This is a genomic window from Lactobacillus helveticus (assembly GCF_046109915.1).
GTDB classification, from domain to species: domain Bacteria; phylum Bacillota; class Bacilli; order Lactobacillales; family Lactobacillaceae; genus Lactobacillus; species Lactobacillus helveticus.
This window is the reverse complement of record NZ_CP151471.1, coordinates 231,387-257,851: the sequence shown is the minus strand read 5'-3', so window position 1 is coordinate 257,851 and position 26,465 is coordinate 231,387. Positions and strand designations below refer to the sequence as shown.

Here is a 26,465-nt window from a genome sequence, read left to right as displayed (position 1 = left end):
TGACTTTGCTACCAGCATGAACAACTTAAGTTTCCTTTAAATCTTTGTTCAAAACATACATATCAGCACGGGGAATTACATAAGTTGGTTGCTTTGTGAAGACATATTGACCATTGATTTTACTTACATTCACTGCCTTAACGTAGCGACCGCCACCTAAAGCGTAGTAAACTTTCCCTTTAATCTTGTATTGTTTCAAAGCTTGTGGATCTTTATTAGAAGATTCACTTGGGTAGAAGAAGAAATCATCTGATGAACTAGCAGCTTTGACACTACCACTGTATGTCACTAAAGTACCTTGTCTTAAAGTACCTTGTTTCTTGATACGTTGACACTTCTTGTTGTAGACATAAGTGTTGGTTTTCAAGAACATTACATTTTTACCGGCAACTTAGCTTACATCTTTTGCCTTAACATAAGCACCGCTGCCAACGTAATAGTAAAGTTCACGTGAAGTTTCTGTCAATTTGCCAGCATATTTAATCTTTTGATTACGAGTTACAGTTGCCTTGCCACCACAGAAGATAAAGACTCGGCCAGAAAAAGGATCCAAATCAAATTCATCTTTAACTATGGCAGCCAGGCCATCGATTCCGCGTCTCATATCTGTTCGACCACAAACAATGTAGACCTGCCCCAAGTCATAAAGGTTAATCATGATAGGACCTTGCTCAAGATTTTGTTTAGGCCATCAGGATCCAAAGAGCTATAAAAATTCAGTTCAAGGTCATTCTTTTTCAGACTAAGCATCAAATTGTTGCGTGGCGGACGTGCCTTTTTTGGTCTTTTCGGATGATCCAGAGCCACGATTGACTGTTGTTTTTCAAGCATATTCGTTGCCTCCTTAAGTTTATGAAACAAGGATAGCCGAAAATTAGGAGCCAAAAAAGATACTTCAGTTTTGGACGCTTACCCTATTGACATTCTTGCCGACGTAGAGCCAAATAAAGGTGTCTGGGAAATAACCAACCCTTAGATACTGAAAAACGATCAATTCAACTCTTAATTTGAGTTTGATTGGTCGTTTTTTCTCTCTATTTTTATTTTTGAACAAAGAAAATTGGTCTTTTGACCATCTTCTGTTCCAATATTTGCTTAAATTCATCATCATGAAGGCTATGCCAACATCAGTTTCAACCTTCTTTTTGCCTCTTAAATGAGTTCGACGCATGCCAAAAACGTTCTTCAAATGTCCAAAAATTGGCTCCACATCATACTTTCTCATGCTGTAGATGTGCCTGCCTTCAGGACTCTGAAGAACTTCTTTGGCTTTTTCCTTTAAATACTGCCAGTTAGGATTATAGCGTACTTGGCGTTGACGACCACTTTTGGTTTTGGCTAGGCGTTCTAATTCTGGCGTTAGTTGGAATTCATCTGCTTCATAGACCTTAAAATCACGAACCTGACCAGTCGAGCGGTCTTTACGCTGACTATAATACTTAAAGTTGAACCTGACACCATTTTGATCAAGATAGTAATCATCTTTTTCATCATAGAACCAGTTAGCCAGCTTAGTCGGATCGTTGCGATATTTTCTGGTCTTTTCCTTTTCATACATAGTGTAGGGAATATAGTACTTCTTGTCTGGATATTCTTTCTCTAGCATAGAATAGTTGTAATCGCTGCCATAACCAGCATCGGCGACAATCTTATCGAACTTATCTAATATTGGCATCTGCTTTAAAAATGGTTCTAATGTCTTAAAGTCAGTTGGGTTAGGGTACAAGGCAAAGCCGACTACATATTGATCCGTTGTAGCGGCTTGAATATTGTAGCCTGGCTTCAGCTGACCATTCTTCATATGGTCTTCCTTCATATGCATAAAAGTCGCATCATGATCAGTCTTGGAATAGCTGTTGCGTCCAGCAAAGATTTCTTCTGCTTCTTCATATTTCTTCATGCGAGGAACATAGTCTTTTTTTAGCCTATGAAGCAGCTTTTTAAGACTACGTCTTCTTGCTTTTCTAAGCGAGCCGCCAGGAATTGCCTTAGGTTCTTGCTCAATTTCTTTAGTCAGCTTTTCAATCTCATCTTCTGTTTCTTGCGCTAGTTCTTCTAAGCCTTGACTGGTTTGTACCTTTTCTTGAGCCATTGCTTTGACTACTTCTTTGGCAATCAGTTCATCATAAAGTTCAACTGCTTGGCCTTTGAGCTTTTCATGGAACTTTTCAGCTGCCTTGCGCCAAACAAAAGTATAGCGATTAGCGTCAGCTTCAATCTTGGTACCATCAATAAAGATGGCGCCCTCATTGATTAGGCCTTCTGCTTCTAACAAATTGGTAAAGTAGAGGAAGCTTTTCTTAACCAGTTCATTGGCGTGATCACTAGACCTAAAGTTATTGATGGTATGATATGAAATCTTTTGGTGCTCTGCCAATACCATCATAGGCAGGTTTTCTTCCAGCATTAATTCAATCTTTCTGCCTGAAAATACTCTTCTGGAATATGCAAAAAGCAAAATCTTAAGCATCATAGCTGGATGATAAGCAGGCCGTCCAGTTTTAGCGGTATCACCCAGCAAAACATCTTCCGGAATAGAATCAACGAAGCAGCTGATTGTGTTGGCTAAATGATTGTTAGGGATAGTAAAGTCCAGATTAAGTGTTAAAGCAGTTTGGCCTGTGGTATAATTTTGATACATTGAGATTGCCTTCTTTCATTTTTGTTTTGTGGTGATTCAATAATATCAAGGAAGGCACTTAAAGTATAGAAAAAGAACGATGAAATCCGATAGGAAATCATCGTTCTTTTTTCATGTCCGAGAATTAGTTATTTCCCAGACACCCTCTTTAAATAATCTATATTCGCTACAGATATATTTATTTAATGGTTAATCATTACGACGTTTCTTGATACCAAGAAAACCGAGTAAACTTCCAAACATTGCCAACAAAATACCAATAAATGACATTGTTTGACTTTGACTATTGTTTTCACCAGTTTGAGGTAATTCTGGTGAATTAACAGCACCGTTGTTAACTTTAGATCCTGTATTAGTCGACGTATTGATTACTCCATTGTTAGTAGCGTTACTTGGCTGGGAAGGATTCCCTGGTTGGTTAGAACTGGGATTTCCTGTGTCCGTACCATTACCTGGCTTCCCCGGTTGATGGGGCTCAGTGCCGCCATTGTTATCTGTTTCGGGGTTCTTCGTGTAAACATAGGTAACAGTCTGATCCTGATCCGTAAAGCTCCCCGTAGGGTTCCCTTGGACTTCTTTGAAGGTGTAGCCTGGCACATCCTTTTGGGTCGTTGAATATGGATCGCCTACATTACCAGAAGCAATAACGTCATCAGCAATTGGATTGCCGTTTTCATCAACATACTTGGCTGTGACGTTACCGCCAGCAACTGGATTCTTGGCGTAAACAATGGTCTGAACATTATCCTTACTATCCTGCGTTAAGCCATCAACTGAATCGCTGGCTGGTTTACTTGCAGTATAGCCTGGAATTACCGGTGAATTCTTACTATCAAAACTCGTCTTGCCATTTTCGGCGGACCAGCCATCATCTTTAACAATCTTTCCAGTTACTTTGTCAACTTCGACCTGATGGTCAAAAGTTGTCGAGTCTGTTTTATCCGGTGCTGCTGTTTGGCCACCAACATATTGATAATGAATTGTTTGATTAACCGTCTTGGTTAATGAATTCTTATCAGTACCATCTGGCCATTTTGGTCCATTTGGATTGTCTGGATTAATTGGTTCTCCCGGTGTCTCAGGATTGCTTGGATTTACTGGTACTACAACGTGGTTGTAGTAAACATCCACTGATGCATTTTCATCGCCTGGGTTAACCGTTGTTTGGGCAACCACTGCCTTATCTGGAGCTGTATAGCCTTCACTACTTAAATCTGGTGAAGTTACTGCTGCCCAGTTCGTATCACTGTCCTTAGCGATCCATGCTTTGCTGCCATCAGTTTGGTCAACTGTGTTACCACCAGTCGTTGAATAGCCAATAATCTGACCCGTTACTTTGTCAACTATCGCCGTCCGGTTATAGGTGACTTGTTCCGTAACTTGTTTGGCAACTACCGCTTTTGTTTGCTTGTCATAGTAGTTAACTGTTCTGGTAATTGTTTGAGTCAATGAATTCTTATCAGTGCCATCTGGCCATTTTGGTCCATTTGGATTGTCTGGATTAATTGGCTCTCCCGGTTTTTCTGGGTTATTTGGTCCAACTGGCGTTGTACTATGTGTCAAGTGTACCTGGAAACTTTGAACCGTGCCGTCTTCTTTATACGTCACACCGCTTGTTGGGTAATTATCAGAAACTAACTTATAACCTGCATTTTCATATCCCGCAATCGTATCATTTGTTCGATATGGATCTGTTGAACCATAATTGCCAGTCAAGTCCTTGGTGCTTAACGTCTTGCCAGTTGTGTCATCAATGTAAGTTACATTCGCTGTCTCGGCATTTGGCGCATAAACAATGGTCTGCACATTGTCTTGACTATCTTGTGTCAAACCTGTTACTGCTGTACTGCTTGCTTGACTGGCTGTATAACCTGCAATCACTGGTGAAACCTTGGCATCAAAACTAGTCTTATCATTCTCGGCGGACCAGCCATCATCTTTAACAATCTTTCCAGTTACTTTGTCAACTTCGACCTGATGGTCAAAAGTTGTCGAGTCTGTTTTATCCGGTGCTGCTGTTTGGCCACCAACATATTGATAATGAATTGTTTGATTAACCGTCTTGGTTAATGAATTCTTATCAGTACCATCTGGCCATTTTGGTCCATTTGGATTGTCTGGATTAATTGGTTCTCCCGGTGTCTCAGGATTGCTTGGATTTACTGGTACTACAACGTGGTTGTAGTAAACATCCACTGATGCATTTTCATCGCCTGGGTTAACCGTTGTTTGGGCAACCACTGCCTTATCTGGAGCTGTATAGCCTTCACTACTTAAATCTGGTGAAGTTACTGCTGCCCAGTTCGTATCACTGTCCTTAGCGATCCATGCTTTGCTGCCATCAGTTTGGTCAACTGTGTTACCACCAGTCGTTGAATAGCCAATAATCTGACCCGTTACTTTGTCAACTATCGCCGTCCGGTTATAGGTGACTTGTTCCGTAACTTGTTTGGCAACTACCGCTTTTGTTTGCTTGTCATAGTAGTTAACTGTTCTGGTAATTGTTTGAGTCAATGAATTCTTATCAGTGCCATCTGGCCATTTTGGTCCATTTGGATTGTCTGGATTAATTGGCTCTCCCGGTTTTTCTGGGTTATTTGGTCCAACTGGCGTTGTACTATGTGTCAAGTGTACCTGGAAACTTTGAACCGTGCCGTCTTCTTTATACGTCACACCGCTTGTTGGGTAATTATCAGAAACTAACTTATAACCTGCATTTTCATATCCCGCAATCGTATCATTTGTTCGATATGGATCTGTTGAACCATAATTGCCAGTCAAGTCCTTGGTGCTTAACGTCTTGCCAGTTGTGTCATCAATGTAAGTTACATTCGCTGTCTCGGCATTTGGCGCATAAACAATGGTCTGCACATTGTCTTGACTATCTTGTGTCAAACCTGTTACTGCTGTACTGCTTGCTTGACTGGCTGTATAACCTGCAATCACTGGTGAAACCTTGGCATCAAAACTAGTCTTATCATTCTCGGCGGACCAGCCATCATCTTTAACAATCTTTCCAGTTACTTTGTCAACTTCGACCTGATGGTCAAAAGTTGTCGAGTCTGTTTTATCCGGTGCTGCTGTTTGGCCACCAACATATTGATAATGAATTGTTTGATTAACCGTCTTGGTTAATGAATTCTTATCAGTACCATCTGGCCATTTTGGTCCATTTGGATTGTCTGGATTAATTGGTTCTCCCGGTGTCTCAGGATTGCTTGGATTTACTGGTACTACAACGTGGTTGTAGTAAACATCCACTGATGCATTTTCATCGCCTGGGTTAACCGTTGTTTGGGCAACCACTGCCTTATCTGGAGCTGTATAGCCTTCACTACTTAAATCTGGTGAAGTTACTGCTGCCCAGTTCGTATCACTGTCCTTAGCGATCCATGCTTTGCTGCCATCAGTTTGGTCAACTGTGTTACCACCAGTCGTTGAATAGCCAATAATCTGACCCGTTACTTTGTCAACTATCGCCGTCCGGTTATAGGTGACTTGTTCCGTAACTTGTTTGGCAACTACCGCTTTTGTTTGCTTGTCATAGTAGTTAACTGTTCTGGTAATTGTTTGAGTCAATGAATTCTTATCAGTGCCATCTGGCCATTTTGGTCCATTTGGATTGTCTGGATTAATTGGCTCTCCCGGTTTTTCTGGGTTATTTGGTCCAACTGGCGTTGTACTATGTGTCAAGTGTACCTGGAAACTTTGAACCGTGCCGTCTTCTTTATACGTCACACCGCTTGTTGGGTAATTATCAGAAACTAACTTATAACCTGCATTTTCATATCCCGCAATCGTATCATTTGTTCGATATGGATCTGTTGAACCATAATTGCCAGTCAAGTCCTTGGTGCTTAACGTCTTGCCAGTTGTGTCATCAATGTAAGTTACATTTGCTTTCTCAGCATTTGGTGCATAGACATAAATAACCGTCCCATTATCTCCAGCTTTTGTTAGAGAACCCGTCGCTGGCAAACTTTTTGCTCCAGTGGCAGTACCATCATCCATTCTTACAAACGTATAACCGGGAATTTCTAATTGTCCTGTAGTATAAGTACCATTAACCTTAGCACCATTTGGATAAGTAACATCACCTTGAGCAATTTGTTTACCTTTTGTATCAACATACTTAACATTAACTGTCGCTGCTCGCTTAAAACCAAAACTAATTATTTTAAATTGCTGTAAATTCTTAGCACCACCAGTTGATGCACTGACAATCATTGCCATTTCTTGATCAGAATTCGGGACAGTCGTAGTCCAAGTTAATACCTTACCGTCTGTTGGGGTATACTTGATTGTTAATGTTCTTGTATCTCCATCATAATCAACTGTAAAATCATGAAATTGGCCGTTTACGTCAGACTTACTTAACGCTTGGGAAGTTCCAGGAACATCTTTAGCCCACCATCTTTGAACTGTTTTTGTTTTATCCTTATCAGTAGGAACTTCATCATTTTCAGTCTTAACAAATGTGCCATATGGAGCATTCATAGAATCCCCATTCCAACCAAAACCATTAGAGTCAGTTGGATCGATTTGGCTACCATCTTTATCAGACAGTGGAGCTTTATAAGTATTTGTCCATGTATCAAGCTTAAATCCCAGAGCATTTTGCAAGCCACCAATACCCAAGTTGCCACCAGCATTACCAATATCTGTGGTATTACCGTTATGAAAAGCAACGCCAATACCGTCAGCTCCATAAGGACTATTGGATCCTAAATTAACCTGACCAGTTAAAGTAAAACTAGTATTCATATCAATTTTACTCTTGAGAGAGAAATTTCCAACTTTATTATATTCATCTGGTGTAATAGTCACAATACCAGTATTTTGATCATAAGTGGCTGATCCGTTTAATGAAAAGTAAGCAAGAAAATTATCCTTAGTAACATGTGTTAGAGCTTCTTTATCAGTCGGCAAAGCCTTACTTACACTGGTCGTTTCAGTCTTTACTGCACTGCTGCTACTTGGACTAGTTGAATCGGTCTTACCAGTTACTTCACTATGAGTATCCTTAGAGTAATGATTTTGGTTTGGTACGTACTTGCCAGCAACATCTGCTGACTTGTCGCCTTGCGCACCTTTATCCGCGCCTGTGCCTGTACCTTGCGTGCCTTTGCCAGCACCTTGCGCGCCAGTTTGAGAACCTAATTGACTGCCTGATTTATCTGCACCAGTACCAGTTGCGCCTTTATCAGCGCCTTGATTCTTATCAGCACCAGCTTTTTCATCTTGCTTTAAAGATGAATTAAGCTGCGGCACCTCTTTCTTAGCTAAAGGCTGGCCAACTTTACCGTTTAAGCCGTTAGCAGTATTATTGCCCTTTTGTACAGATTTTGTTTGGTCTAGATCAAATTCAGCGGCATGTACCGTGTGAGCGTTATTAGCAACATCCGCCATCAATAAGGTACTGCCCAAGATTGCCCCGCAGAGACCTAAAATCGTCTTACGGAAGCCAAATCTTTGCTTTTTTTCTCCAACAACTAAGCGTTTATGAGCAATTGTTCTAATTTTCATGTTTTATAAATGTTTCCTTTCTAACAGTTCTACAAAAGTTTGCAAATTTTGTAGTTATGTTAGCAACCTGTTTAAGTTTTCTGTCTAAATTTAGGGTAGATTCGCTTAGATAAGCTACAAATCAACTATACCTCTTATTTTATGACTAAATCGTGCTGCCTTCAATACGTGCTGCCTTCAATACATTTAAATCTTGCCACTGCCTGCGCAACGGTCAAGAATAATATCTTTAGGTACGCGTTTAACGGCATCCATCACAAGCTCACCGGTTTTTTCAGCGTACGCTTCTGGTGTATAGAATGCACCCAAATCTTTCTTTGATAAGCAATCATTTAAGCAATCCATTAAATATTTGAATTTTTCATTGGTCTTGCCTTGATAAATGCCATCAGTATCATCAACTAAAATGGAATTGTCATTTTGATAATCAATACCATAATTATCAAAGAAATCCATTTGACCTGTGCGTTCTACTTCATAATGTATTTTTGCCATTGTTTATCTTCTTTCTGTTGTTTTTCTATTAATCCTATTTTTCTTTCGGGCCTGATAGTAAAAGACTGGGCTCCGTCATTTCCTACTTGTTTTGGTAGTCTTCGGAGTGATTACTTTTGATTAATAATCGTGTAAATTTATATTTTTCGTGCTTCATAAGGAAATGGGTGAGACGAAAATTTAGGTCTTAATTGGCTTTGCGGTTCAATTTCAAAATTAATCCTCATTATCTTTTTTCAGCATCCCCTTGATAATAATCTAAGATTACTTCTACTTTCCCAGAATTTAAATACATACCATAGTCTTTATTTAAATCTTTAAGACTATCATCGAAATATTTCTTTTCTAACTCAATAGAAATAAAATGCCTATTTAAATCAATAGCCGCCTTTGCTGTTGTAGCTAGTCCGCCAAAAGGATCTAACACATAATCATTCTTAAAAGAATAATATTTTATCACTCTTTCGGCTAATTCTTTTGGAAAAACGGCCGGGTGCCTTCTGTCCTTCGCAGGATTTATACGCCATATATTAGTAACTTCATACGGATCTTCTATTCTTGATGCTTCAACATCTTTTTGGTGTGGATTTTTCTTAATGAACCAATCTATTAAATGATCTGATTTCTTCCTATATACCATAATATTTTCAGTAACTGGAACAGCTTTATATTGCATAGGATGACGATCAGCTGCAAACCTTCTGCCTTATTCTAACGGCTGTCTTGAAGGCTTCAATCGCAAAATCAAACAAATCGAACGAACAGCTTTTGGCTATTCCAATTTTACCAATCTCTTAACCAGAATTCGTTTGGAAGAAGATCTGTACAAAGAAAAAGAACCAAACAGCCTTTTAATGACTGCCTGATTCTATTCATTTACTCTCTATCAACAGGATTTCTTATAGAATGTCAAGCATTACTACATAGAAAAAAAGAGTATACTAAACATAACCCCAAAAGTCTAGTCTTTTGGCAGTTTTTAACTTATTACGTGCTAAGCATTTATTAATGTATTGCCTTAGAATAATTATAAAGTTGATGCGTGTGAACCAAATTTATAATAGTACGATTCAAATGATTAGCACATGCTATTAAAGCTACCTTGTCATGCTTGTTAAAAGGTGGCTTTTTTAATTTGTAATAGTAATCGATTAAATGATTTTTAATTTTACCCTGATTTCTTAACATACTTCGAATCATATCTGTTTCAACAGCTCTGCCTTGACTACTGCCTCTACGGTTAATAGTATCACCCTTACCGTATTTACCAGACTGATATCTGTTTAGATCTAGTCCTAGGAAAGCATTGAGTTGCTTATAATTATCAAAGCGGGCAAGATCACCAGTAAATCCAAGTAACAGCGCACTGTTTAATTGACCGGCTCCTGGAATACTGGAAATAACTTTAAAATTATTCAAAGAAACAGCTGTCTTAATTAATTTGCTCTGAAGATAGGCTATTTTTTTATTGTAACTTTCTATTTCGTCACAGTATTCTGAAATAATTTCAATCTCTAAAGAGTCTGCTGGAACGGCAGGATAAGAGTCTTTAGCTGCCAACCAAACTTGAGCACAATAATTTTGAATTACATTTTTGTGTATTCGTCTGCTTACAGATTTATAAACTCTATCAGTCATTTCTTTAAGAGTTAACCCCACTAAAAAATCAGGATGACAATACATTCTAAATATTTGAAGAGCTAAAACCGCATAAGCATTTTTGAAAATTTGATTTAACTCTGGAAAAGTAAGCTCTAAACTAGAGCGAAGAAAATTAAGTATTCTGGTTCTACATTTAATTAATTGCTTATATCTCAAAGATAAAATTCGTAAAGATTCATACGGTGAAGAAGATTGTTTATTACAATGATTCTTTATTTCTGCCAACTGTGTTTTACCCAATAAAGCTAACTTAAACGAATCATTTTTGTCAGTTTTATTTCTTCTCAATGAAGCAATCCTTAATTTTGCTTCTAAAGGATTTAGTTCATAAAACTTAACCTTTTTTCTTTTCAGATAAGTAGTAAGTTGAGCTGAGTAAACACCTGTAGTTTCAAATATTATTATCGTATTGAATTTAATATACGAACTTAATATTTGAAAGCCGCTCTTATTATGCTTAAACTTAAAAGCTACTTTTTCCGCTTCTTCTGTTATCAAAGTTGCATGACTTTCACCTTGACTAACATCAATACCAATAATATTCACCTAATCACCCCATTTTAATCGATTGAGGCAAATATTCATTTTCAGCTCCATTTCTTGATTACACGATCTCTGAGATCCACACCCTTAATCTAGTTCGATTGAAAATAAATATTTATGGGCCCGTTTGACAGTCGAATTCAATATTCCATTCTGTTGTCGACCTCAACCTCAATCTAAGTATAAGAAAAAAGGTAGATAAAAACATCGTCATGTTTCTATCTACCTTTATACTTTAGGGTGTTTGACAAAGAGCCAACAAAAAACGCTATCCAAATTGAATAGTGTCCTTACTAATAATTAATCTGATTCTTCAGCAGCACGTGTTGCAGCAGTTTCAATAGTCTTAATAGGATTCAATCTAACACGGAAGTTAAAGTTGCCTACATAAGCGTCGTCTTCAAAGCCGTACTCACTGTAATCACCCCAAGAAACATAGTTAGATGTTCCCTTGATTCTGTAGAAAAGTTGTGCAATATCACCACTACCAAGGATAACTGGATCTAATGCTCTAATCTTTTGTCCCTTCTTAACAGATTGTTTTGTCTTTTTTAATTTTGAATTATAGATAAACAAGTCCATTTGGGGAACAATTGTAGTTGCACCACCATCACGAAATACAGGATTACCGTTAATGCGTCCAACGTTTATCGCCTTGATATAAGCACCCTTACCGATATAGTAGTAATCTTGGCCCTTAATCTTATAATTCTTAACTGCATATGACTTACTACCACTCAAATTTGTGTAGTAGTAATCATCAGACTTAGTCTTGGCGCGACGCTTGCCTGCGTAATTTACAATTGAATATTTAGGCAATACGCGCTGACCATTAAAGCTAATACGTTGACTTTTCTTATTATAAATAGCGGTATTGGTATTTAATTTCAAAACGCCTTTACCATTCATGGTATTAACGTTATTTGACTTAACATAAATTCCGCTACCTAAATTGAAATATGAATCAGGGTAAGTAACCCAGCTCTTACCAACATATTTAATTTTGCTGCCTTTAGTTAAATAAGCTTTGCGACCACGATAAGTTGATAGCCGTTGACCTTTACTGTTGTAAACATATGCGTTTTTAATCAAGCCAATTTCATTATTATTCCAGTTATATCTACCAACTGCTTTCATATCAACGTAACCACCATCGCCTAAATCAGCATAAGTCTTGCCTTTAATAATACTTTGTGGCATCCCATTAAGATTAATAAAGGCATTAACTTTTGGTCCTTGAATTATAGTTGGTTGACCATAAAAACGAATTGGCTTGTTAAAGTTAATGTTATTTTTATTAGCTATGCTTTTACCGTTTTTATTGTATAACATTGGTTGAGAATAGCTTTTAACGAACGTAATCTTATTTTTTAAAGTACTTGCTTGAACTATTCTAGAGTTTTGGCTTTGTCCTGTTAAAGCTGCAGGGACCATAAGCGCAGCTCCTGCCACAATACTCAATGCGATTCTTTTTAATTTCATAATAAACCTCCCTTATATTATTCTGTCACTATTTTGAACATAATTAAGTAAAAATTCTAGTAAGATTGCAAATTTTCTAAAATTTCATTACGCAACTTTTCAATTCTTTTAGGAGTAGATTGCCACATGAACTTATTTTCAAACCGATCGCAGTATGAATAATACTCTATATTTCTGTGCTTTTTGATAATCCCCACTTCGATAGACTTCTGCACCGATGTTTAATAATTCATCTGATTTTTCCATATTTGAACCTTCTACCTACTTTGTATTTAAGTTTTCTGTCATTACAGCAGCTTTTAAATCATGATCTATTTGCTCAAACTCTTTTTCGAGCTTTGAATTTTGTTTGATTTTCTTGTTAATATGCTTATCAATGAAACTTATTATTTATTTTCGACTCTTTCAAAAATTTCTTATTGTATCTCATCGATATAATCACTCTTCAAAGAAATCATCATCAATATCATATAGTTCATAAGTCTGTTGAACCTGAACACCAACCTTGTATTGCACCATCAAATTGGTTAACATCTCGCCGTCAACAAGAGCGATATTCAATTGCTTGGCTGCTTCCTTTGCACCACTAGTAAATGAAGAAGTAGTGATAAACACACCACGATCTGCTAGCTTACGTCTTAATGCACCAGAAAAGCTGTCGATTTCTGGACTACCAATTACATTATTTTCTGCATACCGCTTAACTTGAACATAAATAGTCTGCAATCCTAATGGATCTTGATTAATAATGCCATCGATTCCACCATCATTAGACTTTTGCGTTACCAATGACTGACCGTCGGTTCCTTTGTAGCCCATCTGATTCAAGAGTTGTACCATCATGTGTTCAAATTTGTATGGATCTGTACTGCGTAATTTAGCCAATAGTTGCTCAGTTAAATCACTAGCTTGTTTATCAAACCAATTAGAGATTTGCTTCTCTGTAATTTCAAAAGTTTGATCTTCTGAAATATCTTCGTCAGTATTGTTTTTCTCTTGCAGCTTTCGCTGGTGTTCAATATAGGCTGGCTGAGAATGTACTAGTTCACGGGTGATGTTGAGGCCGTACTTGTTTAAAATCTTTTTACCACTATCACTTATTTTATAAATACTTCTTCTAGATGAAACGAGTAATCCAGCTAGTTTTAAATCACTAAGAGCCCAACCTGCTCGATTAATTGCTACTAAATCATGATACTTAGATGCATATCTTAAATTTGCTAGCTCTTCAGGCAAGTTAATTTCCTTTACAACCGCTTCATCAAGTTCACGACCAATCCATTCGTCTTTGGTAGTAGCTATTTTTAACATAGGACCTAAAAATGCATCCCACGTTGGCATTCCGTTTTCGCTGTGTTTTAAAGTTTTGTAATCTATCATTGTTATTTTCCAAATATTAAAGAGCTTAATACCAGATTTTATAAATTAGGCTTATATCGTGATCAATTCTTTTAAAAAATTGATCACTATTTTTGTCATTAACTATATCATTCTTTTTCAATTCGTTTCGAATAGCCTTTAATTGATTCACCAAATTTAAATCATGCTTTATTTCTTTATCTATAATAAATCTAAAAACATCACTAATTTCCCTCAAAGTTATTAGAGAAATAGATCTTGAGAGACTGTCAAATCTTTTGTGTAAATAGATCTTTCTCATAGATTGATTTTTTATTCTTTATTTAATCAAAGTAAGATTCTAAGGTGTCCTGAACCTGACCAAAGCCTTTGTGAATTCGGTTGAAGTAGCGGTCATTGTAACTCATTACTTGGATGCCAATGAAAGTATCAAGCGACTGTTCAGTCGGAAACTCTGCTTTGGGCTTAGCCTTGCGCTTAATGACGCTGTTAAAAGATTCAATCATGTTGGTAGAGTAAATTGAAGCTCTGATCTGCTTAGGATAATTATAGAAGACCAGCAGGTCCGGCTCGATGTCTTTCAGGTTTCTTATGACATGATTATAACTCTTGTCCCATTTGGCATAGAAGGCATGCAATACATCAACAGCAGCTGCTTTATTGGCTTGCTGGTGAATCTGCTTGAATTCGTTCATAATTGCCCCGCGATCCTCCACGCGTACTTTAGCGCAGATATTACGCATGACATGAACCAAGCAACGCTGGAAATGAGCTTGAGGATAGGTCTTTGCCAGTGCTGTCCTCATGCCCACAACGCCATCTGAAAGAAAAAGCTCTACTTGCTCTAAGCCGCGAGACTTCATGCTTTGGAGCAGCTCCGTCCAGACTTCAATGTTTTCATTGGGCGCAATGCAGTAGTCGATAACTTCCTTTTGGCCATTAGGTTTGATGCCAATGGCAATATAGACAGCTTCACGTTCAAAAGTTTCTCGGCGCAGAGGAACGTAGGTAGCGTCTAGATAAACGCAGAAGAACTTATCGCTAAGCTTACGCTTGTGATAGGCCTCTACCTTGGGGATCATCTGCTTAGAAATATTGGATACTTGAGCGGGGCTGTAATGGCTGCCATACATTTTTTCAATCAAATCAGCTATCTCTCTGGTAGTTACGCCTTTGGAATATAGCTTGATAATCATACTTTCCAAGACATCGGAGTGCTGCTTGTAGTCAGGCAGCGTGTGCTGATGAAACAGGCCGTTGCGGTCTCGTGGCACCTGGATTTCAATTTCGCCAAACTGCGTATCCACCTTGCGAAAGTAGGCACCGTTCCTAGAATTGCCGGTATTCCAGCCAGCTCTGGCATAAGGATCATAGCCTAAAAACGCAGTCAGTTCAGCTTCTAACAAGTCATTAACTGCTTGTTGTAATTCTTTACGCAATAAATCATTAATTTTGTCTTGATTGAATAGAGCTTGAGCAATATTTTTGGTAAAATCATTCATGAAGGAGTTCTTCTTTCTGTATGTGTTTTTTGTTCAAACCAATCATACGAGAAAGGAACTCCTTTTTCTAATATTTTAAGAAATTAATTTAAGGAATCATTCATCCTTACACAAACTATTTTACAGTCTCGATCTTGAAGATTCTTGTGTATTTATTTCTTGTAAAACTTTATGGATTTTATTCAAATTTTTAAAAAGTGCTTCATTATCTACAATATGATCTTTTACCTCTAACGAAACTATTCTTTTTGTTAAAATATTGATTTTAATATCTTGCCCATATCCTAATCTATACGGCTTACGCTGCCAACCTGTTACATCATAAGTTTTAGAATAAATTTTAATTTTTCGAAATGAATTTTTTGCAACTTTAAATTCAATTTTTATATGTTTTAAGTCTTTATATTCATATTCATCCGTAACAACTATTGGTAAATTAAATCGAGTATACGAATTGGCCTTAAAAACTCCATGATTCTTCTCTGGTAGTTCTAAAAGATTACTATTTAAGGGATTCAAATAATGTACGAAATAAGTATGATCATCATTTAAATAAAAGTAAATCGCATATATTATTTCAAGTGGGTTTCCATTATCCGCATCATAAACTTTTAAATCATAATATGCTAAATCATTTGGTGATGGATTCACCACTGTCAAATATGTTAAAAAAGTATCAGTATAACTTATTTCTGGCGTACCGTCTTTTTTCATTGCAACAACAGAATTATTCATTGTAATTTCACAATTATTACCCCATTTAACTTTAAAAAAGGTTCTACTTTTATATGCAGTCCAAATAGATACTAACAATGCTATCAAAGATAATTTATTATCTATTACCCATTTAATTACTAATGTAAAATTACTTATTATCCATTTAATCATTAGAAATGCCTCTTAATATTTTCAATATTTGCTTTATTATTCGCTGCTGTTCATTTAATGGTGGAAGAGGTACAAACATACTTGCTAATTTACTTTTATTCAGAATTGGAAGTGTAGTAGCAGATGCTAGCCTATACATAGAAGATATAAAAAAGTTACTTAACATAAAGAAATGAAGAATCTCACTATTTAAAATTAATGGAGAAATATTGTTTATCTGTTGATTATATGCAGCTTTTTTATTAAGAACGTTATTTCGACCCAAATTACCAATACAAGTAATTAATATATCTCCTTTATGTGCAATTCTTCCCTTTTCTTCTCCTTCTTTTGAAAGAAATTCATCTGTATCATAATTAATTGCCATATTTTGAATATCAGCTGGCTTAATAAAGGAAAGATTCCCTCCATAAAATATTAAATTATTTTTTGATGGAGTATTACCGGTCGTTATTAAGCTCACATCCCCCAATCTAACCCATTCCCAACTATCAGGAATATCGAATGGCTTTTCATCATCCGTGATTGGTGGCAACGGCTTCGTCTTCTTGATCTTTTTTTCCTTGATCAGCTCTTGCTTCTCCGCCTTAATCTTCTTCAATAGCACACTAGCCGGTTCATCATTTGGATCTTGCTTAACCAATTTTCCTCGCATCGCCAAATCCAGCACCTTAGACTTCAGCAAAGTCTGAAGTTTCGCGTATTGTTGTGTAGATGTTTCGACTTTGCGAAGCAAAGCGAATAGCTGCGCTATTTTAGCAGCGATTCGACTTTGCTCTGAAAGAGGTGGCAAAGGGAATGGTAAATGTTCCATATTTGTTTTAGTAATATGCTTCATTGTGGAACCATGCAAGTCAGTTTCACCAACCACATTACGTTTATCTAATAAAAAATAGTATAAGAAGTTTTTATCAATAGCAGTATTATCATACTTTAATTTCCAAATGTGATAATGAAAAATTACACGACCACCATTCCAAATTTTAGGGCCAAAGGAAGCAGACCATGCATAAATTAAATCACCATTATCAATATATTTATTTGGATCTAACTTAAGATCTGAATAATACCAAGAAGAATTAGTAAAAAGATTACCTACCCTTAGAACTGGTGTAAATTTATCATCATTCAATAATTCATTCTTTTTATATGCTCTTCCATTATAAAAATTTACACCTGAGCCTAATATAATCCATTTCCATGACGCTGGAATATCATGTGGTTTTTCATCGCTATTCTTTAAATTATCTTTCTCCAACAACACACTCGCTGGTTCATCATTTGGATCTTGCGGCACCAATTTTCCCCGCATGGCTAAATCCAAGATCTTCTCTCTCAAAGCTTGAGCATCAAAATCTAAACTATTCGTCTTCACTATCGTCAATTCCTTCTAATGCCTTATTCAACTCTGCAATTGCTTCACTAATTGCCTTAGACTTTTCATTCATATCACTAAGAATTTCCTTCAATGACTTAGTTTCATGTTCTTCTTCATCACTCATCCATGAAATATCTAAGCTAGTATTCGGACGCTTCTTAATTTCATCAATCGTGAACTTGCGCCAGCGACCATTCGGATTCTTTTCTTTATCCCAAGTTTCTTTACGCTTAGAACGATCATCAACGCAGAACAACTTTTCAAATTCCGCAAAGTCTTTATCATTCAACGGATTACGCTTACCAAATGACCGCATCTGATGGCGCATATCATAAATCCAAGTTTCCTTAGTATTGTCCTTATCTTCTTCTCCGCGAGTGAAGAACAAGACATTAGTCTGTACGCCTTGAGCATAGAAAATACCAGTAGGCAATCTCAAGATAGTATGCAAATTGCACTTGTTAAGTAAATCTTTTCTGATTTCTTCACCAACGCCATCCGCAAACAAGACATTATCAGGAACAACTACAGCAGCTCTAGCCTTACCATCCCTCTTCAATGAGTTATAGATAATTTGCAAGAAGTTAAGTTGCTTGTTGGAAGTCTCGTATGTTAAGTCATCACGAGTAACACGTTCGCCACCCTTTTTAGTACCAAATGGTGGGTTGGTTAAGACAACATCGAAGTTCTTCATCCACTTACCATTAGCTGAAAGTGAATCACCTTGTTCAAGTCAACCATCCATACCATGTAAGTACTCATTCATAATAGCCAAACGGTGGGTATTAGGAACCAATTCCATTCCAGAAAAAGCTTCCTTAACTTGGAAATCATATTTCTCTTCTGATAATTCAGAATAATCATCAGTTTGATCCTTTAAATATTCATCAGCAGCCACCATAAAACCAAAAGTACCAGCTGCTGGGTCATTACAACGATCACCGATCTTAGGCTCTGTCATCTTAACCATCATGTTGATCAAGACACGAGGAGTAAAGTATTGACCTGCACCTGATTTAACTTCGTTGGCATTTTTCTCCATCAAGCCTTCATAAAGATCACCAAGGCCTTCTTCACGAGCTGACCACCAATCAAGATCATTAATATCTTTGATGATCTTTTCGAGGTTAGCTGGTTCATCAATCGCAGTAGAAGCATTAGCATAGATTGCATTAATGCGCTCACTCTTAACTACTTCTGGATTACCTAAATCAAGAAGCAGTTGACGATAGAAATTCTTTAATTCTAATCCTTCCTTATTAATTAGGTTATCCCAACGATATTTTTCAGGAATATCTTTTTCTTCGTCTTGTTCCTTACTCATCTTCAAGAACAAGATATAAGTCAATTCCGTAATGTAGTCTTGATAACTTACACCATCGTCGCGTAATACATTACATTCATTCCAAAGTTTTTGAACTATTTCTTGATTGGTCATACTCACTTACAAAAAACTCCTTAAACATATAAATTTTCATTCAATACATAAATAATCTGATCAGCATATTTAGGAAAAATCTTCTTAATTTGCTTATATCCACCCTGACGCTTGAAGTAAAAGTTATCATCAAAAGCATGCTCAGCATCTGGACCTAATACAGTAGAAGAAAGCAATTGATTTTCAATTCTCTTCAACCATTTCTTCTGCATGATGTTCCAGTCCGCCATGCCATAAACCTTCTGCATCGCATTATGAATTCTCACATCATGGTCAACCAGTTTCGATCCTGATGCGGCTTGCCTAATAAAGCTGATAATATCTGCTGTTGTCTGCTCATGTTTAGTTGTTTTCCAAGCAGATTGCAGATCATTTTCCTTAAATCCATTCTGCTCCAACTTTAACTTGATATCTTTCAACTCATCAAAAGTTAAATCCTTCGGTTTAGTAGCCACGATTTGCAAAGCAGGAATAACATTTACATTTTCTTTAATGAACTTATTAAAACTATCAATATAATCTTCCGGCTTGTTGTTACCTTGACCATAACCTCGTGCAGTTCCAATAACTTCATCCTGCTCATTATAGATAAACTGCTTTTTCGCTGGATGCACCTGATCAAGTTGTTCAAACTTCGGCCATTGCTTCATAAAGTCGGCTTTACTCATCTTGCTTAATTTACCGGCCCATTCATCAATCGATGATATTTCAGCTAAACGTTTAAACTTATTTCGTCCTTTATCATCAAGACGTTTAACTTTTCGTTCAACAGCACCGGCCATGTCAACCTGATACTGATGACTATCTTCAGCAATTTCAAAATAGTCTTCCTTATGATGCAAGAAATAATTTACATTATGGCCAGGATTTTGAACGACTGGCTTCATATTAGTTACCTTGTTCATTGCATCATAAATACCAACTGCATCAAAAATTCTAAATTTATCCTTATGGATCTCTGGACACAATCTAGTTGCACGTCCTAGCATCTGTTCATACAGAATTCTAGACTGTACCCTTCTTAAGAAGACAATATTAGTAATTGCAGGTACATCAACACCAGTAGTCAAAAGATCAACTGTGACAACAATATTAGGATAATCTTCATTTTTAAAGTTTCTAATTTCTTGGTTAGGATGACGAATAGAACCCGTGATTTTTTCAATCGCATCATCATCCACTAGACGGCCATCATCTTTAAAGGCCTTCTTCAACAAATCAACCACCATATCAGCATGTTCATCTGTTGCCGCAAAAATAAGAGTTTTACCTCCATCCCTATCCGTAGGATCTAGATAATTTCTAACTAGTTCATCACAAACTACCTTGTTAAAACTAGGCGTAATTACTCTATGATTAAAGTCTTTGATATCGAAATTCATATTATCTGGCAATTTTTCTTTATCGATGGTCTTTTCATCCTGATTAAAGACATCAACTTCTGCACCTTTTTTAAAATGAATTCCTTCTTTAGCTAATTTAGTTTGAATAATAACTGGTGCATCATGGTCAACCAAGTAGCCATCAAGGACAGCTTGTTGATAGCTATAAGAATATACTGGATTACCAAAGATTTCAGTTGTCTGTAATGCTGGTGTAGCAGTCATTCCGATTGCAGTAGCGTCAAAATAATCAACTACTCGACGGTACTGACTAACATATTCTTCTTGATCATAATTTTCATATTCTTGATCGCTTAGCCCTCTATCTTCTGCATAACCGCGGTGAGCTTCATCAACAATAATGAAATCATATTGACCAACTGAAGGCTTTTCAGAATTATCATCATTAAAGAATAATCTTTTAATCATTCCCTGAACAGTCGCAATTTGAATCTTAGTAGAAGCATCAGGCACTTTATCAGATAATTCTTTTAATCCATAAATAGAAGAAATCGACATTGTACCTATCTTATTATCTTTAATTGCATTAGCAGTTTGGCAACCGAGTGAATTTCGATCAACTAAATAAAGGATTCTTCTAGCTCTTTTATGCTTTAGCAAACGATACATTAACGAAATAGCGGTTCTAGTTTTACCAGTACCTGTAGCCATCGCAAGCAAGATACGTTTTTTTCCATCTTTAATTGCATTTTCTAAAGACTGAATCGCATCAAGTTGATATGGACGAGCTGCAAATTGCGGATAATCTTCATCATCTGCTAAATCTTTATTTGCTTCATCCTTATTCTTAGCAGTTAACTTTAATGCCAAATCCTCCGGAGTATGAAATTCTTCCAAAGCATATGCATTTTCTTTTGGATTACGTGCATCCCAGAACCAAATACCTGATTTTTCCTTATATTGTTCTAAATATGGACGACCATTTGCAGCATAAATAAAAGGAACCTTGTAATCACCCATCTCTTGCCCTATTAAATGGTAATCTGATCTAAATGGAACTTCCTTAGCATATTCTTTAGGCTGGGCCATTTGTCCTGCAATATCTTGATCCCATCTCTTTGCTTCAACAATGCCATAAAAATCTAACCCCTTAAAAAGTGCATAGTCAGCTCTTTGACCATTAGGAAATACCCATTCTGCAATCGCCATACTATGACCCTTTTGTGGTTCAGTTTGATGCTTCCAATTATTTAGTCTTGGTGTATCTGCTTCCCAACCTGCATTACGTAATTGGCTATCAATTAATTGTCTAGTTTCTTCCTCATTTAACGGATGCTTTTTAGCAAATTGAACATTTACCTTGCGTCTTCTTGTTCTTTCTTCCTCTGAAATAGTAATTTGTGGCCGGTTTTCTTGCAGCTGCTTAATTTTTTCTTCTAAAGCTTTAATCTTATCTGCTTGACTCTTTAATATATTTCTTTGATCAACTGGTGTAACATATTCAGGAACATCATTTAAATAAAAACTTTCTAAGAACCATTTCCAAACTAAATAAGCCTTTTGATCAATTTTTAAAGCTTCACCTTTGGTTGCGATAAATTGATTATCATGAGTAGCTCCATTCCGCTTACGTCTGATCTCATCTAATGCTAATAAAACTGCATCAGGATAGCCATTTCCGGAGTAACGCATCTTATCGATTCGTGCTTTTTGGTTCAACTCCCAATCGCCTAAACCATCTAAATGCATAATTTCTCTTGTTAATTGTTCACCAAAAGTACCAAAAACAGTTAAACTGCTTCTTGGATCTGAAAAAATCAAACTCTCAGCACTAGAAGCCAATTTAGCATATTCATGATAATTTTTATCTGAAGTATTAAAATTAGACATTCCAATTATCCTTACGTTAAAAATGCATACATATATGTTCATTTTACTCTGAATTAATTATTAAGAGCAAGTTCAAAAGCACCATAACAAAAAACTTGATGCCAAACTGACATCAAGTTTTCAATTATCTTTTACTTTGAACTGACAATGCGTCCACCGCCAATTGTTTTTATCTTAAGACCTTTAGAAGTAGACCTAGCAGAAGCACTTCTAAACTTCATAACTTGAACTCTCTTATAACGTTTACCATTTTTATTAAACGCAAAATTGAATTCTACAGAATATCGAATATCATTCAGTGACTTATTGTTAACAGTAATATTGGCATGATACTTAGTAATGTTAGGACTATTACGCCAATTACTTACTAAAGTTCTTAATTCAACATAACTCTTATTCTTACTGCCACCAATAAAATCTTTAGAGTTAGGATAGTTAAAATTATCTTCCAATAATTTACCAACATTTTTAGATTGCTGCCAATCTAATTTAAGTACAGCTACATTTTTGCTACCTTTGATAACTGCAGGTACATCCTTAACTTGCTTAGTTTTAACAAGTTTACCCTTCTGCTTTTTAGCTACATACATAGAAAACGGCTTGGTTAATGGTACATCTTCAAGAACAAGATTTCCTTTTTTATCTAACTTACCAATATTATGGTTATTTAGATAAAGCTTACCGTTCGGCATCCCTTGAACCTTAATCGTCTTAGCATTAAGGTTCACTTCAGCCGTTTGATCTTTCCAAACATTAACTGTTTTCTTAAACTTAGCTATTTGACCTAAATAAGAAGATTTTGCTTCTATATTATATGCACCAGGGAAAACCTTTTGCTTTTTAACAAACTTCATACCATTAACTGTAACAGTAGAATGGTGATAATCATTAACTACATTCAATTCATAGGTCGGCAATTGAACTACATACCGAGGGAAAAACAAGAAATAATGTCCCTGCTTAATTAGTTTAATTGGTAAGTTATTCTTACCCATCAAACTCTTTTTCAATTTCTTATATGCGGCAGGATTATTCTTATAGTATTCCTTTAATGGCGTTAAATTTTTAGCGGTAAGTGGAACTTTCCCGTTAGTTACTACGTTGTTAACCTCGCCATTCTTTAATCCAGTCTCTATTCGACCGATCTGAGCTTTACAACTATAGTAATTCGTACCAACCATTACCAAGATTGCTATTACAGCGACTACTATTTCTATTAAAATCGACCATTTAAAATGGAATTTTTTCTTTTTAGATTTAGGTAAAGGCGTTGGCTTTTTCTTAGGAGGAAGAGGACTCGGAATTATCTCATTTTTTTCTATTTTTTGTTTTTTATCTTCATTCGACTTAGAAACAGCCTTCTCTGGTTGCTTCTTTTTTTCAGGTTTAGTATCAGATTTTTCCTTTTCAGATTGAATCTTTTCTTCATCCTTTTTAGTCGATTCATTATTTTTTAATCCTAACAGCCCTATATTCACTGTCACCATTGTTTCATCATTATTAACTAAATTAAAATGACAAAATGGACAATACTTCTCCTCAGGGTCTACTTCTTTACCACAATTAGGACAAATTTTCTTCATTTTATTTTATACTTAATCACAAAAATATTATTATAACTACACTTATTATATCCTAATAACACTGTTTTTTTTAACAGAAGTAATTTTTTAGAAAAATTTAGCGAAAAACAGTTCCAATATTTTAAAAAATAACTATAATATCATGTTAGATAATTAATATAGAAGAGGTGAATATTTTATCATGAAGAATTACACCATTGATCACGACATATATTTAATGAACCACAAAAATGGTGACGTTTTAAAAGTAACTGTCAATAAAGAAGACTCAGTTAAGATTTTACAATTATATCGGCAAGATGGTCTTGGCAATTATTATCTTGATAAAAATTCACGGCTGAAAAAACAAGATAATTTGACCACTAAAGAAGATATTGTTAAAGCAAGTAAGAAAATTGGTGGTCACAATACTCATCATATTGATAAATGGCATCATCAAGTTGTTCCTATCTACAATGCTCAACATCAAATTACGGGCTTCAAGCCGAAGTTAGCCCTTGAGCACCATACTAGAATTCAAAATGCCAAAAGATATTTACGCCACTTAGATCATCATCATGTAATCTACTTGTCTACTACCAGCAGAAACACCTTGCTCAAGCCAATAAATTACCTTAAAGATGCAATTTATGCAGACCGTAACAAGGAAATGGTTTTAGCACATAAGATTCACAAATTAAGTCGATAATGAAAAACTCCTTTAGCAGATTTATTCCAGATTTTGAATGTCCAAATACGTTTAATTTGTAAATCCTTTTTACTAATCTGCATGATTTCTTCAGATTGAGAACTATGACGCAATAAATGGTCATTAGCAATCGCATAAATATATTTATGTGTGGCACTAAAAGCCTGACCATGTCCTAATTTAATATAAGGACTTATTTTTATTTTTGAAGCCAATCGTGTAAATTGTCCCCAAGGCAGCCATGGCAATTTCTGCATAATATAGCGATTAGGCACGTTTTTCAGTTTATAAACAACTATATGCGCACGTGTATTATGTGAGGCTTTATACATAGTTGCATACATTGAGCCATTTGAAATTGTCATTCCCTCTGGTACTGGTCCAACCATACCAGTTTGAGAGCGACCTTGACTTAAAGTAGCTGGCTGATAAAAATAAGTTTTTAACTTAAATGATCCACTTTTTAATACATGAGGCTTAGTTTCTGGAGCATAACTTGCGCCTTTTCCCCAATTACCTGAAGTTCTATAATGCTTGAACCAGCTGCTAGCACTCTTACCTGTCTGTTCAGGTTTATCTGCTACGCCAACTCCTTCTTGAGCATCCCCTCTTACTTCAACTACTGTATGAGCATGAGCTTTACCATAAGTAAATGTAATCTTATGTTCACTTGCAATATTAGACAAAACTTCATCTTGGGATGCTTTAACTTTATTAGGATTTACAACTGTTCCTGTCGAATCTGTAGCAAAGTTAATTGCATCTTTCGTAGGGAAAATATAATAAGGGTTATTAACCAAACTGATCTTTTTAACAACGCTAATTTTATTTTTTAAAAAAGCTCGTTGATTAAGCCAACCTGCTTTATGCCCATCAATCCAAACGAAATAATATTTCGACTTTCCCACTTTTTTACAGCACTTGCTTGAAAATTGCCATACTTAAACGTGCGAGCTAGCCCCACACTTCCTACTGGGCCTCTATGTGTCATCCCTTGATAAATTCGATAATTACTATTACCATTTATCATCTTAGTTTGAAACGAACTAAAACTTTTGGCTGAAACGGATTTGGGCCGAACCCAAAAAAGCATCATTAAACTTATAATGATGAATATCTTCAATTTTTTTATTAATATTTCTCCAATAATAATCCCTGTTATCATTGTAAGGAAATATCTACATTAATCAATACAAAAAAGCCGAGTTTCACAAAGAAAACTCGACTTTTTCATATATATTAAAAATTTTTAGTTTTCTACAATTAAGCTCTTAAGATCGTCTGATAACTTAACTGGTGCATATTTAGCACTTACCATCTTCAAAGCAGATGACTTAACATAGCGTTTCTTACCAATGTAAACGTATCTGGTCTTACCGTGCTTAACAATCATTGAAGACTTATATTTTTTACCCTTCTTGATCTTCTTTTTAGTTGCTTTGAAGTAAACTTTCTTTGATTTTCTAGTTTTCTTATAAGCATAGTAAATCTTTGCACCCTTCTTTGATTTAGGGGTAACAACGATATACTTCAAATCTCTGTTTTGGTAAGCTTCTTGAATAGCTTTAGCATCACTTTCAGCTTGTTTTACCCAATCTGCTTGACTTGGGACTGCAGTAGCAGCAGTTACAGCGCCAGCTGGAATAAAGATCATTGATTCTTTGCCATCAATTGCTTTATTTTCAACATAATAAGCAGGAAGTTGTTGACCTTCTGAACCTTGAGCAGTAGCTGTAAATGCTACAGAATAATAAACTTGGATAGTTTGTCCTTTAGTATATGTAGAAGCAACTGGCTTAACAGATTTACCATCTTCTCCTACAGCAAGTAAAGTTGGTTTATCGCTATTAATAGTTACAGTTACTGATCTACGCTTAACGCTAACTGTACCCTTTTTATCATTTGAATTCTTAGTAGTTGTTTGAGTAGTGTTAGCCGCATGTGCTGTTTGACTTAATACTGCTCCACTACCAGCTAAACTAGTAGAAAGCATTACAGCTGCAGCAATAGAAGTAAATAATTTCTTAGTTTTCATAGATTATCTCCC

The 26,465-nt window shown here is 36.1% G+C and carries 18 protein-coding genes and 2 pseudogenes; 2 read left to right on the top strand and 18 right to left on the bottom strand.

All coding sequences use genetic code 11. From position 1 onward, the window contains the following. Positions 1-25: 25 nt before the first annotated feature. The 7 genes from AADV52_RS01410 to AADV52_RS01380 all read right to left on the bottom strand — a co-directional run bounded on the left by AADV52_RS01410 (position 26) and on the right by AADV52_RS01380 (position 9,338). Positions 26-373, bottom strand: coding sequence for an SLAP domain-containing protein (locus AADV52_RS01410; RefSeq protein WP_003627890.1), 348 nt, complete (start codon positions 371-373; stop codon positions 26-28). An 18-nt stretch (positions 374-391) separates the two neighbouring features. Beyond that, positions 392-658, bottom strand: coding sequence for an IS66 family insertion sequence element accessory protein TnpB (gene tnpB, locus AADV52_RS01405; protein WP_014918529.1), 267 nt, complete (start codon positions 656-658; stop codon positions 392-394). Further along, complete coding sequence (locus AADV52_RS01400; RefSeq protein WP_003633334.1) at positions 655-831, bottom strand: hypothetical protein; 177 nt, start codon at positions 829-831, stop codon at positions 655-657. The genes tnpB and AADV52_RS01400 overlap by 4 nt, the downstream gene beginning before the upstream one ends. A 64-nt stretch (positions 832-895) precedes the next feature. Further along, the gene (locus AADV52_RS01395) at positions 896-2,641 is read right to left on the bottom strand and encodes an IS1182 family transposase (RefSeq protein WP_107775358.1); all 1,746 of its coding nucleotides are present in this window, start codon (positions 2,639-2,641) and stop codon (positions 896-898) included. Between the two features lie 189 nt (positions 2,642-2,830). Further along, positions 2,831-8,167: a mucin-binding protein gene (locus tag AADV52_RS01390; RefSeq protein WP_126096172.1), complete on the bottom strand. Its 5,337-nt coding sequence runs from the start codon at positions 8,165-8,167 to the stop codon at positions 2,831-2,833. A 186-nt stretch (positions 8,168-8,353) separates the two neighbouring features. Then, positions 8,354-8,662, bottom strand: coding sequence for a hypothetical protein (locus tag AADV52_RS01385; RefSeq protein ID WP_014918526.1), 309 nt, complete (start codon positions 8,660-8,662; stop codon positions 8,354-8,356). Between the two features lie 226 nt (positions 8,663-8,888). Beyond that, a complete protein-coding gene (locus AADV52_RS01380) occupies positions 8,889-9,338 on the bottom strand; it encodes a site-specific DNA-methyltransferase (RefSeq protein WP_014918525.1) in 450 nt (149 codons plus the stop codon). 25 nt (positions 9,339-9,363) lie between these two features. Here AADV52_RS01380 and AADV52_RS01375 point away from each other — a divergent pair. Next, a pseudogene (locus tag AADV52_RS01375) lies at positions 9,364-9,528 on the top strand (transposase); the annotation flags it as partial. Between the two features lie 139 nt (positions 9,529-9,667). On the opposite strand, the gene AADV52_RS01370 reads toward AADV52_RS01375, so the two are convergent. The 9 genes and pseudogenes from AADV52_RS01370 to AADV52_RS01330 form a co-directional block, all read right to left on the bottom strand. Continuing rightward, positions 9,668-10,870 (bottom strand): IS110 family transposase, encoded by a 1,203-nt coding sequence (locus AADV52_RS01370; RefSeq protein ID WP_107775409.1) that lies wholly within the window; start codon positions 10,868-10,870, stop codon positions 9,668-9,670. Positions 10,871-11,167: 297 nt separating this feature from the next. Next, positions 11,168-12,349 (bottom strand): SLAP domain-containing protein, encoded by a 1,182-nt coding sequence (locus AADV52_RS01365; protein WP_014918524.1) that lies wholly within the window; start codon positions 12,347-12,349, stop codon positions 11,168-11,170. Between the two features lie 438 nt (positions 12,350-12,787). Further along, positions 12,788-13,729 (bottom strand): restriction endonuclease, encoded by a 942-nt coding sequence (locus tag AADV52_RS01360; RefSeq protein ID WP_014918523.1) that lies wholly within the window; start codon positions 13,727-13,729, stop codon positions 12,788-12,790. A gap of 302 nt (positions 13,730-14,031) precedes the next feature. After that, complete coding sequence (locus AADV52_RS01355; RefSeq protein WP_126096171.1) at positions 14,032-15,210, bottom strand: IS256 family transposase; 1,179 nt, start codon at positions 15,208-15,210, stop codon at positions 14,032-14,034. Positions 15,211-15,330: 120 nt separating this feature from the next. Next, entirely contained in the window at positions 15,331-16,098 is a 768-nt protein-coding gene (locus tag AADV52_RS01350) for a hypothetical protein (protein ID WP_014918521.1), read from the bottom strand. Beyond that, the gene (locus AADV52_RS01345; RefSeq protein WP_107805700.1) at positions 16,091-17,473 is read right to left on the bottom strand and encodes a restriction endonuclease subunit S; all 1,383 of its coding nucleotides are present in this window, start codon (positions 17,471-17,473) and stop codon (positions 16,091-16,093) included. Before AADV52_RS01345 ends, AADV52_RS01350 begins: the two co-directional genes overlap by 8 nt. Next, positions 17,460-18,914: pseudogene (locus tag AADV52_RS01340) on the bottom strand (N-6 DNA methylase). The gene AADV52_RS01345 and the pseudogene AADV52_RS01340 overlap by 14 nt, the downstream one beginning before the upstream one ends. 20 nt (positions 18,915-18,934) lie before the next feature. Beyond that, positions 18,935-22,147, bottom strand: a complete 3,213-nt coding sequence (gene hsdR, locus AADV52_RS01335; protein WP_014918518.1) for a type I restriction-modification system endonuclease — start codon at positions 22,145-22,147, stop codon at positions 18,935-18,937. Positions 22,148-22,278: 131 nt separating this feature from the next. Further along, positions 22,279-23,730, bottom strand: coding sequence for a TcaA 3rd/4th domain-containing protein (locus tag AADV52_RS01330; RefSeq protein ID WP_014918517.1), 1,452 nt, complete (start codon positions 23,728-23,730; stop codon positions 22,279-22,281). Positions 23,731-23,911: 181 nt separating this feature from the next. Here AADV52_RS01330 and AADV52_RS01325 point away from each other — a divergent pair, with 181 nt between their 5' ends. After that, entirely contained in the window at positions 23,912-24,418 is a 507-nt protein-coding gene (locus tag AADV52_RS01325; RefSeq protein ID WP_014918516.1) for a hypothetical protein, read from the top strand. Here the strand turns inward: AADV52_RS01325 and AADV52_RS01320 are convergent. Further along, a complete protein-coding gene (locus AADV52_RS01320; RefSeq protein ID WP_014918515.1) occupies positions 24,400-25,326 on the bottom strand; it encodes a hypothetical protein in 927 nt (308 codons plus the stop codon). The genes AADV52_RS01325 and AADV52_RS01320 overlap by 19 nt on opposite strands. A gap of 341 nt (positions 25,327-25,667) precedes the next feature. Continuing rightward, a complete protein-coding gene (locus AADV52_RS01315) occupies positions 25,668-26,453 on the bottom strand; it encodes a hypothetical protein (RefSeq protein WP_014918514.1) in 786 nt (261 codons plus the stop codon). Positions 26,454-26,465 lie beyond the last annotated feature (12 nt).

Bases quoted from the DNA above. Each gene is read 5' to 3' on its own strand.
- AADV52_RS01355 (WP_126096171.1), bottom strand. From the start codon at position 15,210: ATGAATGATTTTACCAAAAATATTGCTCAAGCTCTATTCAATCAAGAC.
- AADV52_RS01365 (WP_014918524.1), bottom strand. From the start codon at position 12,349: ATGAAATTAAAAAGAATCGCATTGAGTATTGTGGCAGGAGCTGCGCTT.
- AADV52_RS01315 (WP_014918514.1), bottom strand. From the start codon at position 26,453: ATGAAAACTAAGAAATTATTTACTTCTATTGCTGCAGCTGTAATGCTT.
- tnpB (WP_014918529.1), bottom strand. From the start codon at position 658: ATGATTAACCTTTATGACTTGGGGCAGGTCTACATTGTTTGTGGTCGA.
- AADV52_RS01325 (WP_014918516.1), top strand. From the start codon at position 23,912: ATGAAGAATTACACCATTGATCACGACATATATTTAATGAACCACAAA.
- AADV52_RS01380 (WP_014918525.1), bottom strand. From the start codon at position 9,338: ATGCAATATAAAGCTGTTCCAGTTACTGAAAATATTATGGTATATAGG.
- AADV52_RS01385 (WP_014918526.1), bottom strand. From the start codon at position 8,662: ATGGCAAAAATACATTATGAAGTAGAACGCACAGGTCAAATGGATTTC.
- hsdR (WP_014918518.1), bottom strand. From the start codon at position 22,147: ATGTCTAATTTTAATACTTCAGATAAAAATTATCATGAATATGCTAAA.
- AADV52_RS01390 (WP_126096172.1), bottom strand. From the start codon at position 8,167: ATGAAAATTAGAACAATTGCTCATAAACGCTTAGTTGTTGGAGAAAAA.
- AADV52_RS01410 (WP_003627890.1), bottom strand. From the start codon at position 373: ATGTTCTTGAAAACCAACACTTATGTCTACAACAAGAAGTGTCAACGT.
- AADV52_RS01395 (WP_107775358.1), bottom strand. From the start codon at position 2,641: ATGTATCAAAATTATACCACAGGCCAAACTGCTTTAACACTTAATCTG.
- AADV52_RS01360 (WP_014918523.1), bottom strand. From the start codon at position 13,729: ATGATAGATTACAAAACTTTAAAACACAGCGAAAACGGAATGCCAACG.
- AADV52_RS01330 (WP_014918517.1), bottom strand. From the start codon at position 23,730: ATGAAGAAAATTTGTCCTAATTGTGGTAAAGAAGTAGACCCTGAGGAG.
- AADV52_RS01400 (WP_003633334.1), bottom strand. From the start codon at position 831: ATGCTTGAAAAACAACAGTCAATCGTGGCTCTGGATCATCCGAAAAGA.
- AADV52_RS01350 (WP_014918521.1), bottom strand. From the start codon at position 16,098: ATGATTAAATGGATAATAAGTAATTTTACATTAGTAATTAAATGGGTA.